Annotated in this window: 16 protein-coding genes; 6 read left to right on the forward strand and 10 right to left on the reverse strand. The window is 70.9% G+C overall.

All coding sequences use genetic code 11. From position 1 onward, the window contains the following. Positions 1-5: 5 nt before the first annotated feature. On the reverse strand, positions 6-1412 hold the full coding sequence (locus tag OHA89_RS39795; RefSeq protein ID WP_266616081.1) for an MFS transporter: 1407 nt from the start codon (positions 1410-1412) through the stop codon (positions 6-8). A gap of 179 nt (positions 1413-1591) precedes the next feature. Between OHA89_RS39795 and OHA89_RS39800 the strand changes: the two genes are divergently transcribed. Both OHA89_RS39800 and OHA89_RS39805 read left to right on the forward strand, forming a co-directional pair. Continuing rightward, positions 1592-2509, forward strand: a complete 918-nt coding sequence (locus OHA89_RS39800; RefSeq protein WP_331761768.1) for a DMT family transporter — start codon at positions 1592-1594, stop codon at positions 2507-2509. 38 nt (positions 2510-2547) lie between these two features. Then, on the forward strand, positions 2548-3435 hold the full coding sequence (locus OHA89_RS39805) for an isocitrate lyase/phosphoenolpyruvate mutase family protein (protein ID WP_331761770.1): 888 nt from the start codon (positions 2548-2550) through the stop codon (positions 3433-3435). 350 nt (positions 3436-3785) lie between these two features. Here the strand turns inward: OHA89_RS39805 and OHA89_RS39810 are convergent, their stop codons facing one another. Next, complete coding sequence (locus OHA89_RS39810) at positions 3786-3971, reverse strand: DUF1737 domain-containing protein (protein WP_266616085.1); 186 nt, start codon at positions 3969-3971, stop codon at positions 3786-3788. A 558-nt stretch (positions 3972-4529) separates the two neighbouring features. Between OHA89_RS39810 and OHA89_RS39815 the strand changes: the two genes are divergently transcribed. Together OHA89_RS39815 and OHA89_RS39820 are read left to right on the forward strand one after the other, a co-directional pair. Continuing rightward, positions 4530-5009, forward strand: coding sequence for a hypothetical protein (locus OHA89_RS39815; protein WP_331761772.1), 480 nt, complete (start codon positions 4530-4532; stop codon positions 5007-5009). A 938-nt stretch (positions 5010-5947) separates the two neighbouring features. Then, positions 5948-6757 carry a M15 family metallopeptidase gene (locus tag OHA89_RS39820; protein WP_331761774.1) on the forward strand — a complete coding sequence of 270 codons (810 nt, stop codon included), beginning with the start codon at positions 5948-5950 and terminating at the stop codon, positions 6755-6757. On the opposite strand, the gene OHA89_RS39825 is transcribed toward OHA89_RS39820, so the two are convergent. Beyond that, positions 6721-7683: an AraC family transcriptional regulator gene (locus OHA89_RS39825; protein ID WP_331761777.1), complete on the reverse strand. Its 963-nt coding sequence runs from the start codon at positions 7681-7683 to the stop codon at positions 6721-6723. The genes OHA89_RS39820 and OHA89_RS39825 overlap by 37 nt on opposite strands. Before the next feature lie 87 nt (positions 7684-7770). Between OHA89_RS39825 and OHA89_RS39830 the strand changes: the two genes are divergently transcribed. Beyond that, positions 7771-8679 (forward strand): MBL fold metallo-hydrolase, encoded by a 909-nt coding sequence (locus OHA89_RS39830; protein ID WP_331761779.1) that lies wholly within the window; start codon positions 7771-7773, stop codon positions 8677-8679. A gap of 97 nt (positions 8680-8776) precedes the next feature. On the opposite strand, the gene OHA89_RS39835 is transcribed toward OHA89_RS39830, so the two are convergent. Both OHA89_RS39835 and OHA89_RS39840 read right to left on the reverse strand, forming a co-directional pair. Then, positions 8777-9130, reverse strand: a complete 354-nt coding sequence (locus OHA89_RS39835; RefSeq protein ID WP_266616095.1) for a transglycosylase family protein — start codon at positions 9128-9130, stop codon at positions 8777-8779. 130 nt (positions 9131-9260) lie between these two features. Then, a complete protein-coding gene (locus OHA89_RS39840; protein ID WP_331761781.1) occupies positions 9261-9737 on the reverse strand; it encodes a lamin tail domain-containing protein in 477 nt (158 codons plus the stop codon). Positions 9738-10267: 530 nt separating this feature from the next. Between OHA89_RS39840 and OHA89_RS39845 the strand changes: the two genes are divergently transcribed. After that, entirely contained in the window at positions 10268-11200 is a 933-nt protein-coding gene (locus tag OHA89_RS39845; RefSeq protein WP_331761783.1) for a sigma-70 family RNA polymerase sigma factor, read from the forward strand. Between the two features lie 88 nt (positions 11201-11288). Here OHA89_RS39845 and OHA89_RS39850 read toward each other — a convergent pair whose 3' ends face one another. The 5 genes from OHA89_RS39850 to OHA89_RS39870 all read right to left on the reverse strand — a co-directional run bounded on the left by OHA89_RS39850 (position 11289) and on the right by OHA89_RS39870 (position 15676). After that, positions 11289-12050: a PIG-L family deacetylase gene (locus tag OHA89_RS39850; RefSeq protein WP_331761785.1), complete on the reverse strand. Its 762-nt coding sequence runs from the start codon at positions 12048-12050 to the stop codon at positions 11289-11291. Beyond that, positions 12047-13171, reverse strand: a complete 1125-nt coding sequence (locus OHA89_RS39855; RefSeq protein ID WP_331761786.1) for an NUDIX domain-containing protein — start codon at positions 13169-13171, stop codon at positions 12047-12049. Before OHA89_RS39855 ends, OHA89_RS39850 begins: the two co-directional genes overlap by 4 nt. A 116-nt stretch (positions 13172-13287) precedes the next feature. Then, positions 13288-13731 carry an NUDIX domain-containing protein gene (locus tag OHA89_RS39860; RefSeq protein ID WP_266616105.1) on the reverse strand — a complete coding sequence of 148 codons (444 nt, stop codon included), beginning with the start codon at positions 13729-13731 and terminating at the stop codon, positions 13288-13290. Continuing rightward, a complete protein-coding gene (locus OHA89_RS39865) occupies positions 13728-15131 on the reverse strand; it encodes an MFS transporter (RefSeq protein WP_406368875.1) in 1404 nt (467 codons plus the stop codon). The genes OHA89_RS39860 and OHA89_RS39865 overlap by 4 nt, the downstream gene beginning before the upstream one ends. Next, entirely contained in the window at positions 15128-15676 is a 549-nt protein-coding gene (locus OHA89_RS39870; RefSeq protein WP_331761790.1) for an NUDIX domain-containing protein, read from the reverse strand. Before OHA89_RS39870 ends, OHA89_RS39865 begins: the two co-directional genes overlap by 4 nt. Between the last annotated feature and the right edge of the window lie 310 nt (positions 15677-15986).

Genomic DNA, 15986 nt, shown 5'->3' on the forward strand with positions numbered 1-15986 from the left:
GGGTGTCAGGCCCCGGGTCCGGCGTTCGCGCCCGAACCGGGACGGATCAGCAGTGCGGCCAGCAGCGCGACACCCGCGCACACCGCGCCCGCCGTGAAGCCCAGGGACATCCCGGACCGCGAGGCGACCGCCACCAGCATCGCCAGGCCCAGCGAACCGCCCAGCGTCTGCACGGCATTGAGCATGCTGGAGGCCGCTCCGGCGTCCCCGCGCCGCAGCCCGGACGTCGCCAGCACCGTCGGCGGGATCACGCAGCAGGCCATGCCCGCGCCCAGCAGGAGCAGCGGCGGCAGGATCCCGCCCGCGTACGAGGTGTCCGGCCCGAGCTGCGACAGCCACAGGTTGCCGGTGAGCAGCAGGGCGGCGCCCCCCGCCATCAGGTAACGGGCCCCCAGCTGGCGCTCCAGCCGTACGGCCGCCCACGCCATCACCGCCATCGTCGCGGCGAGCGGCGTGAGCGCGACCGCGGCGCCCAGCGGGCCGTAGCCCGCCTCCTGCTGGAAGTACCGGTTCAGGAAGAAGTACGCACCCATGATCGAACCGGGCACGGCCAGCGTCCCCACGTACGCGAGGACCCGGTTGCGGGACCGGAACAGGTGCAGCGAGACGATCGGATGCGCGGCCCGCCGCTCGACGCCCGCGAACACCGCGAACAGCACCACGGCGCCCGCCACGCACACCAGCGCCCGCACATCGCCGAGACCCTGCTCCGCCGCGCGCGCCAGCCCGTACACGAGGGCGGCCGCGCCCACCGCCGACAGCAGCGCGCCGGCCACGTCGAAACGGCCCGGATTGCGGCGGGTCTCCGTGATCGCCACCGGCCCGAGCGCCAGGATCAGCACGCCGAGCGGCACGTTCAGCAGCAGACCCCACCGCCACGAACTCAGACCGGACAGTGTCCCGGCCAGCAGCAGGCCGCCGGCCGTACTGACCGCGCCGGCCGCCGTGCACACGGCGATCGCACGCTTGCGCGGCGCACCCTCCTCGAACATGCTCAGCACCAGGGCCAGTCCGCTCGGCGCGGCCAGCGCCGCCCCGATGCCCTGGACCACCCGGATCGCGGTGAGCAGCTCCACGTCCGACGCGAGCCCGCGCACGGCGGCGGCCGCGGTGAACAGGGCCACGCCGGTGAGGAACACCCGGCGGCGCCCGAGGATGTCGCCGGCCCTCCCGCCGAGCAGCAGCAGACCGCCGAAGGCGAGCAGGTAGGCGTTCAGCACCCACGACGAACCGACGTCCGACAGCCCGAGATCGGCGCGCATGCCGGGCAGCGCGATGTTCACGATGGCGTCGTCGAGCTGGATCATCGCGTTGCACGAGGCGATGACGGCGAGGGCGAGCCCCGGCCGGGGGCGGGGGGTCTTGGGCGCGGGCGGTGCCTCCACGCGCGGTTCGAGCACGGGCGCGGACATGACCAGCCTCCTGAGGACGGCAAACAGATTCCGGACACGGGTCCGGTGCCGACACTGTCCCGCCGGCCCCTCGAGATCCCGCTGAGCCCAACCGGAGGCCTCGCGCCTACCGCCGCCCGCCGCCCGCCGGCCCGGAAAACGCGCTGTGCAGCCCAAACGCCCATGAGTACCGTGCGCACATGGATCACAAGGCCGACCACCCCGCCATCGACCGACGCGCCCTCGCCGCAGCGGCCGTCACCGTAGTCCTCTGGGCCTCGGCATTCGTCTCGATCCGCTCGGCGGCGGCGTACTACGCCCCCGGAGCGCTCGCCCTCGGACGCCTGCTGACGGCTTCCCTCGCCCTCGCGCTCGTCCTCGTGATCAAGCGGGTCCCGCTCCCGCCGCGCCAGGCCTGGCCCGGCATCCTCACCTCCGGAGTGCTGTGGTTCGGCCTCTACATGGTGGCGCTGAACTGGGGCGAGCAGGGCGTGGACGCCGGCACCGCGGCCATGGTCGTCAACATCGGCCCCCTCGTGATCGCCCTGCTCAGCGGCTGGCTGCTGAAGGAAGGCTTCCCCCCGATGCTGCTCGCGGGCATGGGAGTCTCCTTCGCCGGCGCCGCCGTGGTGGGCCTGTCCACCTCCGACGGCGGCTCCTCCTCCCTCGGCGGAGTGCTGCTCTGCCTGCTCGCCGCGCTCGCCTACGGCGCCGGTGTGGTCGCGCAGAAGCCCGCACTGACGTACGCGACCCCGCTCCAGGTGACCACGTACGGCTGCTTCGTCGGCACCGCCGTCACCCTCCCCTTCGCCTGGCAACTGCTGGCCCAGCTCCCCGAAGCCCCGCTGACCGCCACCCTCAACATGGTCTATCTGGGCCTGTTCCCGACCGCCCTGGCCTTCACCACCTGGACGTACGCCCTCGCCAGGACCACCGCCGGCAAGATGGGCGCGACCACCTACGCGGTCCCCGCCGTCGTGGTCCTCATCGCCTGGATCGCCCTGGACGAGGTCCCCGGCGCCCTGACCCTCCTGGGCGGCGCGATCTGCCTGGCGGGAGTAGCCGTCTCCCGCAGACGCGGAGCCCGCCGCCCCACCCCGGCGCCCGCACAGCGGTAGGCAGCAAGTCAGCAAGCGAGCGCGGAAGCGAGAAGACCATGACCCCGCACCACACCACCGACGTCCAACTCCGGCAGGGCATCGCCTTCCGGGACCTGCACCACGGCCCCCGCCCGTTCGTCGTCCCCAACCCCTGGGACGCGGGCAGCGCACGCATCCTGGCCGCCTTCGGCTTCGCCGCCCTTGCCACCACTGGCGCCGGCCTCGCCCACAGCCTCGGCCGCCCCGACGGCGCCGACCGGGTCAGCCGCGCCGAAATCCTCGACAACGCCCGCCTGATCGTGGAGGCCGGCGGCCTGCCCGTCACGGCCGACCTGGAGAGCGGCTTCGGCGACACCCCCGAGGACGTCGCCGAGACCATCCGCCTCGCCGCCGCCGCGGGCCTGGTCGGCGGCTCCGTCGAGGACTCCACCGGCCGCGAGGACACCGGACCCGAAGGAAGCCCGGTCCGCCCGCTCGCCGAAGCCGTGGAACGGGTGGCCGCCGCCGTGGAGGCCGCCGAGCGGCTGGACTTCCCCTTCACCGTCACCGCCCGCGCGGAGAACTTCTTCCAGGGCCGCCCCGACCTGGACGACACCATCCGCCGCCTCCAGGCGTACGAAGCCGCCGGCGCTCACGTGCTCTACGCCCCCGCCCTGCCCGACGCCGAAGCCGTCGCCGCCGTCTGCTCCTCGGTGACCCGGCCCGTCAACGTCCTGATGGGCGGCGCCCTGAAGCTGTCCGTAGACGACCTCGGCGCCCTGGGAGTACGTCGCATCAGCACCGGATCCGCGCTGTCCCGCGCGGCACTCGGCGCCCTCACCCGGGCCGCCCGGGAGATCACCGAGTCCGGCACCTTCACCTTCGGCGCGGACACCCTCCCCTACGCCGACGCCAACACCCTGTTCACGGAGCCCACAGCATCCCGAGACGGTCGAGCTGTGTGACCCGCCACCCACTCATCGACGGCTTCCTGCTCCGGCAGTTCGCGACGAAGACACCTAGCCCGAGCAGGGGCCCGTGCTCGGCGGCTCGCTCCGCGCGCCGGTGAGACCTTACGGCCTTGGGAGCGATTGATTTCGGGGTGTGCTGGCCTGGTAGTTCGGCTCGTGGTTGATCAGCAAGCAGGGTGCCGGGCGAGCACTTCGAGCAACTCGCCGAAGTGTGCGCGGGAGACGCCGCGCAGGGCAGGATGGGAACAGGCCGCACGGGCCCAGGTAAGCCTCACAACTCACCCAACCTGTGCGGCCCTTCTCACCTCACGGGCCGATCACGACCACCACTGCGCCCAAGGCCGCTACGGCAGTGTCGGCCAGACGAGCGCCTGGGCGACGATGACATTCTCACCGTTGAAGGTGACAGCGGGGCCTTCGTGCAGCTCGTAGCCAAGGCCAATCGCTTCGCTCACACGTTGGCAGAAGTTGGCGTCGTCCGGACCCGTCAGGACTCTGTACACAGGCAATCCGTCTGGTGGTGTGCTCATGAGGAGAAGGATCTCAGACTCACCCGTCAACCGATCCGCCGAGCCAGCCTGTCCCGAACTCAATCGCTCCCGAGGTCGTTAGTGCAGAGCGTCACCCGGCCGGTCGAACGGAGCGCCGGCCCATCGGCGTGGTGGACTCGTCGGCTGGCGTCCCCCTTCTAGGGCGGCCGACCAGAAGACAAGTGCCCAGCCGAGCCGCAGCCTGCGCGCTCCCCAACCGTTGCACGGCTTGCCGGGGATCTCGAGTCCGGCCGTGTGCGCGGAGCGCCGCGGTCCGGCTTGGGTCGCACGGTGTAGGGACACGCGGTTTCACCCCAGCTATTCGAGCAGATGTTCGCACTGGAGCCCGTGAACGGGCTGTCTTCGGGTGGCGGCGGGGGATGGGTCGAGCTGGGGTGGTGCTTCCCGTAAGGGTGGGCAGCCTGAGCGGGTCATCGCACCGGATGGGCGCGCGCGTGAGCGGGAGCGAGTCAATCTTGTGTGTAAAGAATTGCCTGTAGCGGTTGCGGGTTCCAAATAAGGGGGAATATTTTGAAGTAAGAACGGGAGGAGGTAGTCGTGACTCAGACTTTGGATCGTGAGGAAGCCCAGGTAAGAGCACTCTTTGACCGTGTCGAGAGAGTGGAGGCGGTTGCTGAGCAGATCGAGGAACAGCAGCCGGCCAATGCTTCGGAACTCCGGCATGTCGCTGAGGACGCACTCAGCAACGCTGAGCCGATTCGAGTGAAGACAGCGGCTTCTCTGCTCGACCTCAGCGATCGCACAGTCCGAGCCTGGGTCGAGGAGGGCGTGCTGGCGCTGGCAAGCGAGCACCCCAAGAGAGTCGACCCAGTCCGGCTGCACCAGGTCTTGCATCTCGTGAGAGATCTGCGGGCGGCGGGCCGGAGCAGAGACCTGCTCAGCGCCGTGTGGTATCGACTGCAAGACGCGGCTCTGCTTGATCGAGAAGACTTGGCGGCCAGCCTCGGACAGCTCCGAGAGGGCAAGGCCGAACCGGCTTCGACCAAAGACGAGGAACTGGCGGTTCGAGACCACTAGGCTGCGCCGGTGTCCGTCATGGTTACCGTCACACCACTTGCTAAGCAGCAGATCGCAGGACTGCGCCGAACTGATCGCAGTTCATACGACCAGTTCCTGCAAGAGCTGAGGAGTCAGGGCTGCAAGGCGCTCGGGTACAGGCTCACGGGAGACGTGGTCGAGCACCTGTGCGTAAAGCACTTGGTTCGGTCTTTGCGAGTGGTAGTGGCCTTCACGGCTGAGGACGAGGCGACAGTGGTCCTCGTTGGGCCACATCAAGATGACGATCCACACATCGATGTCTACACGCTTCTCTATGCACTGGCTGGTCTGGAGCGCCCTCCCCAGGGAGAGCGTAAGAAGCCTGCCTGCTGCGGCGCTGAGGACGGCCTTCCGCCCTTCGCCGATCAGGACCTAGCTGATGACCTGGCGAATCAGGCCCGAGCTCTGCCTCGTGCGCGAGGCCAGAGGTCTCGCAGGCGCTGAAGTCTGCTGCGGCCACGCCTGGCAAGTGCGCCGCCATGAGAACTGCGGGACATCGGCTCGGAGGACAGGACCCAGCTCGTTCCGAGGGCCGGGGGCAGAGGAGAGCTGGGCGGACACGCGTCAACGCGTACGTCGCGACCGCGCTGCCGTCGACCCTCAGGACCTGGAACGTGCAGAAGCAGGTGTTCCCGGGGCGGTCGTGTCGTCCGCGTAGCTCCTGGTGGTGGCTGGCATCAGCCCGGTGTGCGGCGGCTCGCACAGCGGGGCGTCTGTGCACTGCCGCGTGACGGGCGCGTTCGGGCCGGTGACCACCCGTGCAGGTTCGGAGAAACAGGGCTGTCAGCGCCCGGCGCTCGAGCCATGCACGATCCTCGGCGATCACCCGGCGCTGCCGACGCGAATACGCCATGAACCAGCCGGCCTCACCGAAAGGCGACTGGCCAAGACCGTTGGGCGGCGGGCTGAATGGGAGGATGTCCGTCCTCGTTCGTACCGCACGCGCGGCAGCCCTGTCCGCCGCGGTCGCCGTCGCCGTGTCCGCCGCCGCACCCCCGTTCGCACCCGCGCCTGCCGCGGCAGCGGCCCCCAAGCCGCCCAAGGGGTTCGTCGCGCTCAGCGACGTCGACCCGACCATCCGCCAGGAGATCCGCTACTACACGCCGAACAACTTCGTCGGCGAGCCGATCAACGGCTACCTCCAGCCGACCTGCATCCTCACCCGGCCGGCGGCCCAAGCCCTGCACCGCGCCCAGCGCGCCCTGCTGCGCCAGGGCTACTCCCTCAAGGTCTACGACTGCTACCGGCCGCAGCGCTCCGTCAACCACTTCGTCACCTGGGCCAAGGACCTCGACGACCAGGCCATGAAGGCCGAGTTCTACCCACAGGTCGACAAAAGCCGGCTGTTCGAAGACGGCTACATCGCCGAGCGGTCCGGCCACAGCCGGGGCAGCACCCTCGACCTGACCCTGGTGAAACTCCCCGTCCGGCCCACCCCGCCCTACGATCCGGACCGGCCGCTCATCCCCTGCTACGCCGCCCAGGAGGACCGCGCGCCGGACAACTCCGTGGACATGGGCACCGGCTTCGACTGCTTCGACACCCTCTCCCACACCCTCGACCCCCGGATCCAGGGCGAGCAGAAGGCCAACCGGCTGCTCCTGAAGAGCACCCTCGAAACCGCGGGCTTCAAGAACCTGCCGGAGGAGTGGTGGCACTACACCCTGCGCGACGAACCCTTCCCCGACACCTACTTCGACTTCCCCGTGTCGAAGCCCGCCCGGTAGCGCCCCGGAGTGGTGCCGAACTCGCGGCTGAAGGCGTGCGAAAGGGCGTACGGGCTTCCGTAACCCACCCCGCGGGCCACGGCCGACAGCGAGTCGGCGGTGTCGCGGAGCCGGACGGCGGCCAGGTTCAGGCGCCACCAGGTGAGGTAGGCCATCGGGGGACGGCCCACCAGCGCGGTGAACCGCCGGGCCAGGGTGGGCCGGGACACCCCCGCCGCGGCGGCCAGCCGCTCGTTGGACCACGAGGCGGCCGGGTCGGCGTGCAGCGCCCGCAGGGCTGCGGCCGCCACCGGGTCGCCCAGCACGGCCGGCCACGCCCCGGTCCCGCCCTCGGCCGTCCAGGAGCGGATCATGTAGACCAGCAGCAGATCGAGCAGGCCCGGGACCGCGATGGCGGAGCCCGGCCGCAGCCCGTCCAGCTCCCGGCCCAGCAGGCCGATCGCGGAACGGAGTTCGGGAGCCGCACCCGCCCGGTTCGGCAGGTGCACGACCTCCGGCAGCTCCGCCATCAGCGGATGCGCCCGGCTGCGGTCCAGCCGGTACTTGCCGCACAGCAGCTCCACCACGCCCGCGCCGTCCCCGGCCGTCTGCAGCTCCTGCGCCCCGGCCGGCCCCGGCGCCCCGGCCCGCCGCTCCACTGCGGCCAGCCGCTCGAAGGGCACGGCCCGCTCCACGGCCGCCGCGTCGGCGGGGGAGTCGGCCATCACGTGCCCCGTGCCGTGCGGCAGCAGCACCGCGTCGCCCGGGCCCAGCTCGATGGGGGAGCCGCCGTCGGGAAGCAGCCAGCAACTGCCCTCCAGCACGATGTGGAATCCGGCGCCTTCGTACGGCGCCAGCCGCGTGCACCAGCTCCCGCCCACCCGCAACCGGTCGGAGGAGGGACGCCCGATCCGCACGGCCGAGATCGCGTCGCTCACCACGTCCATCCGGCCAGGCTAGCTGAGCCGCACGCGTATTCCCCTGAGCGGAACAGGTATTGAGAGGCTCACCGGGCCCTTCGTAGGGTCGAGGGCATGGAGAAGAACGAGAGTGAACAGCCCCTCGTGCTGGGGGACGTCGAGGTCATCCGGATCACCGAGTGGGCGGGACCCTTCGGCCCGGCCCGCGACCTCGTTCCGCAGTCCACGGCCGAGCTGTGGAAGGACAACGAGGACTGGCTGGCGCCGGACCACTGGCAGCCGGACCAGGACCTGGCGGTGATGGCCCTGCAGACCTGGGTCCTGCGCAGCGCCGGACGGACGGTCCTCGTCGACACCGGGGTGGGCAACGGACGTGAACGGCCCGGCTCGCCGGCCTTCCACCACCGGCAGGGAGACTTCCTCGACGGCCTGGCCCGGGCCGGGATCCGGCCCGAGGACGTAGACACCGTCGTCAACACCCACGTCCACGCCGACCACGTCGGCTGGAACACCCGTGACGCCGACGGGGAGTGGGTGCCGACCTTCCCCCGCGCCCAGTACCTCATCCCCGCGGCCGACGACTTCCACTTCGGGCCCGGCAACGCGTACGCGAAGGGCCTGCGCCAGGACGACCGGCTCATCTACGAGGACAGCATCGCGCCCGTCCACCGGTCCGGGCAGGCGGTCCTGTGGGATGGCACGCACCGCATCGACGAGCACCTCACCCTGGAATCCGCACCGGGCCACACCCCCGGCTCCAGCGTGCTGCGCCTCAGCTCCGGCACCGACCGGGCGGTCTTCGTCGGCGACCTCGTGCACAACCCGGTACAGATCCTCGACCCCGCCTGCAACAGCTGCTTCTGCCTGGACGCGGAGCAGGCGGTGGCCACCCGCCGCCGCATCCTCGAACGGGCCGCGGACATCCGGGAACTGGTGGTCCCCGCCCACTTCGGCGGCCCGGGAGCGGTGGAGGTCCGCAGGTCGGGCGGAGCCTTCACCCTGACACCCCACGGGAGGCGGTGAGCAGGCCGTCTCCCGGCACGCCGAAGACCCGCCGCGGGGCGCAGCGCGCGCCCCGCGACGGGTGATGCCTCTGCTCGATCTCTCTACCGGTCGATCTCTACCGGCGGGCGCACGTCCAAGCACCCATGCCCTGGATCGCAGCCAGCCGCCTGGCAGTGGCGATCTGCTCCGACTTCGTGGCCAGATCGGCCCGGGCGGCGTACCTGCGGCCACCCGCGGCCTTCCAGCTCGACTGGGTGAACTGCAGTCCGCCGTAGTGCCCATTGCCCGTGTTGGCACGCCAGTTGCCACCGGACTCGCACTGGGCGATCGCGTCCCAGTCGACGCGAGGTCTCGAGGCTGCGGCCGCATCGGCACTGGAAACGCCCAGTATGGCCTGACACAAGAGCACTGCGCACAGCAGTGCCGTGAAGGTGCTTCCGGTTCGCCGACTGTCCTGGAAACGAGACATCAGTGCTCCCTCCGCTGTCCACGACTCCTTGCCGTTCCCGGCGGCGTGCCGCGGCTGGGTTGCCGTGGCACGCCGTCCGGTTCAGTTGCCGGCAGCTCACGTTCCCCGTGGGTGTGGCTGCCGGATGGGGCTAGCGGCTGTGGTGGTGCCCGCGGCGGCCCCAGGACTCGGTGTCGACGACGCGGCCGCTGTCGTCGCGGAGGGTGGCGGTGTCGCGCTCGTCCCAGATCTGGTGGCGGCGGTTCTGGTAGAGGTCGTGGTGGGTGTCGCGTCCGTTGCCGGTGTGGACCTTGACGCTGGAGCGGCCGTCGAGGCGGAAGCCGTGGAAGCGGTAACGGTTCCCCTGCTTGTCGGTGAGGGTGAAGCCGCGCAGGTCGACCGAGTGCCGGCCGGTGTTCTTGACCTCGATCCATTCGCGGTTCAGGGCGCGGTTGTCGCGACCGTGGCTGTCGTTCTGGACGTCGCCGATGACGATCGAGGAGTGCGGGCCACGGTGGCCGCGCCGGTCGTCGTCGTGGGCGGCGGCGGGGATGGCGGCCGCGCCGACCAGGGCGCCGGCGGCGAGGACCGCGGCGAGAAGACGGCGGGTGGCGGGAGAAGCAGACATGGAGACGACTCCTTCGAAAAGTCAGCCCGGTCCGGCCTCGTACAGGCCGGACGGACTCCGTGCGGTTCCCGGCGACCTGCCGGGGAGCCACACACTGGCCCCACGCACCGCCAAACACCCCAACCCGGGATCTGTGTTACCTAATGCGGACATGTCCGTAACTCTCACTTGTAAGAGGCACCCGTCAACGCCCCGTTGACGGGTGCCCGTACGAGGGATCGAGACGGCCTGTGCGGCATCGGGGCCCGGGGCGTCCGCCCAGGCAGGCCGGCCACTCACGCCGCGCTGCGAGCGGTGCGCCGAATGGATTAAGGCCTCTGTAACAAGCACTTCTGCCATTTCTTCGCACGCCGGTGCGTCATTCCGTTCTGACGTACGGGTGCGAAGGGCCGTTCCGTGAACTCCCGACCGGCGCGGGCTACCAGACCAAGATCTTTTGAAGTTCTTCTCTCCGGCCCCGTCCAAATCGGGTTCTGTTTGCCTCACCTGCTGCGACCGACCCACACGGGGCGGTCGTGAGGAGAACCGAGATGACGAACCTGACACCCCTGGCCACGCCCTGCCTGAACTGCGCCGCCCCCGTCGACCTGCTGGATTCTCAGGCCCGTGCCGGAGACGGCACGGCGGAGTACCTCGGCCCGTCACGCTGGTGCGGCCGGTGCATGCGGTACCTGGACGACTGGGACCGGTTCTTCCTGCTCTACCAGCCACGGGTGCGCAACTACTGCCTGGACAGGCTCGAGGGACTCCTGCCGGACAACGAGGACTTCCGGCAGGTCGCGGAGGACATCGCTCAGGAGACGATGATCACTGCGCACCGGTGCTTCCGGCGCTGGGACCGCCCGGAGCGGGCGATCTGGCGCACGGCCCGCAACAAGGTCTACAAGAAGTGCGCGGCCTACCGCATCGTGACCACGGACGGCTTCACCATCACGATCAGGCACGCCTCCCCCGTCCTCCTCGAGGACTCCGGCCGCGGCGCGACCGCGGACCCGGCCCAGGCGCTCATCGACAAGGTCGTCCTGTACTCCGCGCTCTCCCGGCTGCCCGTCCGGCAGCAGGAGGCCCTTGTCGTCCACAAGGCCTTCCAGGTCCCGGCGGCAGCAGCCGGCGACCTGCTGGAGCGGCCGGGATCGACGGTCAAGACACAGGCACAGCGCGCACTCGAGGTTCTGCGCGAAGCCGCCGCGAAGGGAGCGCTCGTCATCCTGCCGGGCGGAGCCCTCGTGGGGCTGTACAAGGTGCTGGAACACGTCCCCTTCGACACGGTCTCCAACAGCGCCATCGACTTGCTCACCCAGCCCCAGGTGTACCCGGTGATGGTCGCCCTCGCGGCCAAGAAGGGAGTCCCCTACCTCCGTGACCTGTACCGCACCCACCTCGGTGACCGGTCCCGCACCCCCGGACTCACCCCCCGACGCGACCACGCGTCCGACAAGCACCGGCACCGCGGCGAGCTCTGACACCTCCGAACCCGCGGCTGTTCCACCCCGGTGCTCCCGCGCCTCAGCCTCCTCTGCCTCGGGTCCGGCCCCGAAGTCGACTTCGATGTCAAGCGGTCAGTTCTCGCGGGCCTCCGGGTGTGGGGGTGAGTTCGTGGCGGATGAACCACTCGGTGGCCAGGATCCTTTCCCGGGCCCTGGCCGGGAGCCCGGACAGCAGGCCGGGGAGGGAGCGGGCCCGGGCCGCTTCGGACTGGTGCGCATGGATGGCGGCCCACTTCTGTGCGATCCAGGGGCGGACATCGATGGTCGCGGTGATCATGTCGTCGGGGACGGTGCGCAGACGCTTGCCCACGCCCGCGACCAGGTCGCCCAGGTCGCGGGCTCCCGAGTGGGGGTGTGCGGAAAGGCAGAGGGCGCTCGGTTGCCATGGAGGGCCGGCTTGCGGGTAGAGGTCCTCGAGCCCGGCGGCATGTACGGCCAGGAGGACGACCTGGTGGGTTCGGATGTGATCGGGGTGGCCGGAGGATCCGTAGGCGTCGTGGGTGAGCACGATGTCCGGGTGGAAGGCGCGCAGGTGGGCGACGACGCGTTCGACGGCCTCGTCGAGCGGGGCGTCGCAGAGCCGCGGTTGGCCGGGCGCCGAGGACGGAATCCGGTGATCGGCGTAGCCGAGCATGCGGGGTTCCCCGGCCCCGAGGATGCGCAGGGCTTCGGCGAGTTCGCCGGCGCGGTGGCTGTCGGGGGACCAGGTGACGGTAACGACGGCTGTGTGGGCGCCGGCTGCGGCATGCTGGGCCAGGACTCCGCCGGCCGCCAGGGATTCGTCGTCGGGGTGGGCGAAGACGCCCATCAGGCTCGGCACGGTCACGGGTTCTCCAGGGAGATGAGAGGGGGCCCTCCATGGGCACGGCCGCCGTGGCGTTCAAGGCGGTGGGCCGGCGCGGCCCCGCTCGTGGCCTCATAGGCACGCACGGGCGGCAGGTTCCTGATGATGCCGGGCCACACGGCGTTCAGGGCCAGGGCAGTTGGGGTGAAAACGGGGCCCAGGCAGGCCAGGGAGTCGGGGTCGTGCCACTCCCAGCGTTCGAACAGCATCGGCTCCCGGTTGGCCGGCTCTCCGCTCCAGGCGGCGATGCGGACGACCGCGGTCAGACGGGGCAGGCCCTGGGCGTCGTCCAGGAGCACGGTCAGCAGATGCGCGTCGGACTCCGCGGCGAGGAGGCCGGTCTCCTCGGCGAGTTCGCGTACGGCCGCGGCCTCGAATCCCTCGCCGGCGGCGTTCTTCCCTCCGGGCAGCTCCCACATCCCGCGGGTGGAGCGGCCCAGCAGAACACGGCCCGCAGGGTCGGTGACCATCGCGTACACGCCGGTCAGCGCGTGCCCGGTGGTGGGGCCCTTCTCCGCGGCCGTGGTGTGCGCGTGGCAGGGCCCGCGCAGGACCAGCATCGCCAGCTCATCGGCAGGCAACCGCCCGGCATGCTCCCAGCCGGAGGTGAGCAGGCCGATCTCCGCCTCGCCGAGCGCGATGTCGCGTCGCTCCTCCGGGGTGTTCTCCTTCAGCGGCGTGATCACCACGACCGTGCCACCGGGCCGCAGCCGCTCGCCGAGCCCGTGGAGGATCCTGGTGCGGTCCCGCAGGAAGGAATAGACCAGCCGCAGGGTGATCACGTCGTAGCCCTCGTCGCTCAGCCCGGCAGCATCGCCCGTCTCGATATCCAGCTCCAGCCACCGCACGCGGCCGGCTCCCGCGTGCTCGGCGCGCGCTCGGTCGACGGCGCTCGCGGCGTAGTCCACGGCGTCCACCTGATAGCCGAGGCCGGCCAGGAACACGGCGAGTTCCCCGGTCCCGCACCCCAGTTCCAGGGCCCGCCCGCCCTCCGGGGCGGGGACGTGCTCCGTGAGCAGGGCCCGTTCCGTCTCCCCGAGCGGCCGGAAGCCCTTCCCAGCGGCGTAGTGCTCGTGCCATTCGTCCTGCCTGACATACCCCAAGTGAGCTACTCCTCCGTGTGGTGGTGAAGGGTTCAAGGACGCCGGTCTTCGCGGAGGTGCGCCAGGCCGACTTCCGGCCACCGGCGCCTGCGTACGCCGCGCTGCGCCGCACCACCTCAGCCCCAGCCCATCTCGGTGTAGAGGCGCCCGGCCTGGATGCCTTCGATCGAGGCCTTCGTGTAGGGGACGATCGGCTCGGGCAGGGCGTGCGGGCTCCACCAACCCCAGGACAGGCACTTGTCCGGCTCCCGCACCCGCGGGGTACCGCTCCACCGCCGCGCCCGGAACACGAGCTGCAGCCTGGGACGGGTGCCGGGCTCGTCGATCACATGGACGAGGTGCGCGAGCACGAGGTCGCCCGGGTCGATCCTCAGCCCGGCTTCCTCCCACGCTTCCCTGACCAGACCGGCGCTGGCTGCCTCCTGCTCGCAGTGGCCCGCCAGATAGTGGTGGGTGTCGCCTGCGTACGCGGAGTCGGGGTGGCGCAGCCCCAGGAGGACCCGTCCCTCCGGGTCTTCCAGATGCAGGTGGACCCCGACGACGTTCAAAACAGCGCTCATGCCCCGCCTCCCGCGCCCGCGCCACCGCGCCGTGTTCCGCCGTTGTCCGGCGGCGTCGCGGGTACCACCTCGTCCGGGCGGCTGTCGGCCGGGGCAGGCAGGGGCGCGGCGGGGGCAGGAGCGGGCATGGACCGCAGCGTGCGGACGGGAGAGAAGTACAAGACTGTGCAGGGGACGACCAGAGCGAGCGCGCCGACCGCGAGGGCGGTCCGTACGCCGAACCGGCTTCCGATCCCACCGGCGATGACGGCCGCCAGCGGGCGGGAACCGGCGGTCAGCCACGTGGAGACCGCCTGCATACGGGCCTGCATGCCGGCGGCCGCGACACATTGACGGATGGAACGCTGCGTCGTGCCGGCCATGCCCGCGCAGCACAGCTGCACGAAGAGCGCGACCGCGACGGCGATCTGCCATCCGAAACCGCGGCGGGCGAGGAGCAGCGGAAGCTGGACCGCGGGCGTGACCATCAGGGCCGCGAGCATCATCGGGCCGGGACCGTACCGTCGCGTCATGGCCGGTGCGAGCAGGGACCCCGCGGCGGCGCCGAGCGCGCCCAGACCCATCACCGCGCCGAAGACGCCCGCCGGCATGGCCAGTTCGCGCAGCAGGTACAGCGCCCACAGGGTATTGAGCAGGCCGAGGCCGAGCGAGGTAGTGGCGTTGACCAGGGTCAGCGTGCGCAGGGTGACGTCAGCGAAGACGTAGTGCATGCCCTCGCGGATCTCCTCGCTCAGGCAGCCGGTCCTGTGATCCGCAACGGGAACCTCGGAGACCTCGTCCTTCTTGATCCGGGCGGTGCACCAGGCACTGATCAGGTACGAGAGCACGTCCACGAGCAGGGCCCGGGCTGTCCCGACCAGACCGGCGAGCGCCGCCCCGAGCTGTGTGCCGCACACTGCGGCGATGGCGAAGAGCGCCCCGATGCGGCTGTTGCCCTTCTGGATCAGGGAACGGTCCACCAGCGCCGGCACGATGCTGATCGCCGCGGCGTCGTGCATCATCGTCGCTGTCGCGTTCACCACGGCGACGACCATGAGCTGGCCCATGGTCAACGCTCCTGAAGCGGCGCCGAGCGGCAGGGACAGCACCGCGCAGGCGCTCACCAGGTCACCGCAGATCATCACCATCCGCTTGGGCCTGCGCTCGGCGATCACCCCCGCGTACAAGGCGAACAGCAGCGGGGGCAACTGACCGACCACAGCCAGCAGCGCCACCTGGCCGGTGGAGGCCTCCAGCTCGATCACCGCCAGGAGCGGGATGACCACGATGCTCAGGGACGATCCCGCGACCGATGCCGCCTCACCTGCGAGGTACAGGCGGAACGCACGGTGGCGCCACAGCGACGACACCTCCGCTGCCGGCTCCTGTGATGAAGACCGGGCGTCAGGCAGCGTGTTCACGCAGGCCCTCCGGTCCGCGTTGCTCCCGGCCGGTCCGAGGGGAACGCGGCGGTGCTGTAGAGGGTGCCCGCGACGTACTGGTCGAGGACGGCATGGGCCAGGGGATGGCAGTCGGCCGGCAGACCGCCGGGATCCGCCCACACCACCTCGCTGTGCAGACCGGGCGCGGCGTTCCGTGGCTCCCCCGCCCAGCGCTGTGCGGGGGAGATGGCGCACAGCCGGCCCGCGCCCGACTCGCATCGGTGATGCAGCAGGCCCGCGAACTCGATGTCCTGCGACTCCACACGGATGCCGAGGCTCTGGAGGGCCTCACGGCGCACCGCCGTGTCCAGCCATTCCGCTGCCTCCAGCCGCCCCCCGACGAGGGCCAGCCGGCCCCGGTCGACGCCGGAGGCGTGACGCACCAGAGCCGTCCTGCCGTCGGGGCGAAGCGCAACCAGGACGACGCTGGTGAGGGGCCGGTAACCAGGTCCGCGGAGAACAGGTTCCGAGGCGTTCTGTTCGACTGGGACCGGGGTTGTGCGGGGGGTGAGCGTTGTCGGCAAAGGTCCTCCCAGGACGCCGGAACCGAGCAGTGCTCGAACAACCCGCCACCCCTGGGTGCCGTAACGGCCCCGGGAGGGCGAAAACTTCGAACGTGATTGCGGGATCGTTGTCCAAGCCAGTCCCCTCGGGCATGGGCACGTTTGAACTCACACGTTCGAGTGGCCGCGGCGGCGCAGCACCCCATCAGGGACTTGCGCGGCCCCTCGGACAGCAGTTGGCCGGCTCCCGCCGGGAGGGGAACGGGCGCTGGCCCGTGCCGCCGGACGCGGAGCAGACGTCAGTGGGTAACAGTTCCACCGGACCCAGTGA

Origin of the sequence: Streptomyces sp. NBC_01546, assembly GCF_045208355.1 — a bacterium.
GTDB lineage: Bacteria > Actinomycetota > Actinomycetes > Streptomycetales > Streptomycetaceae > Streptomyces.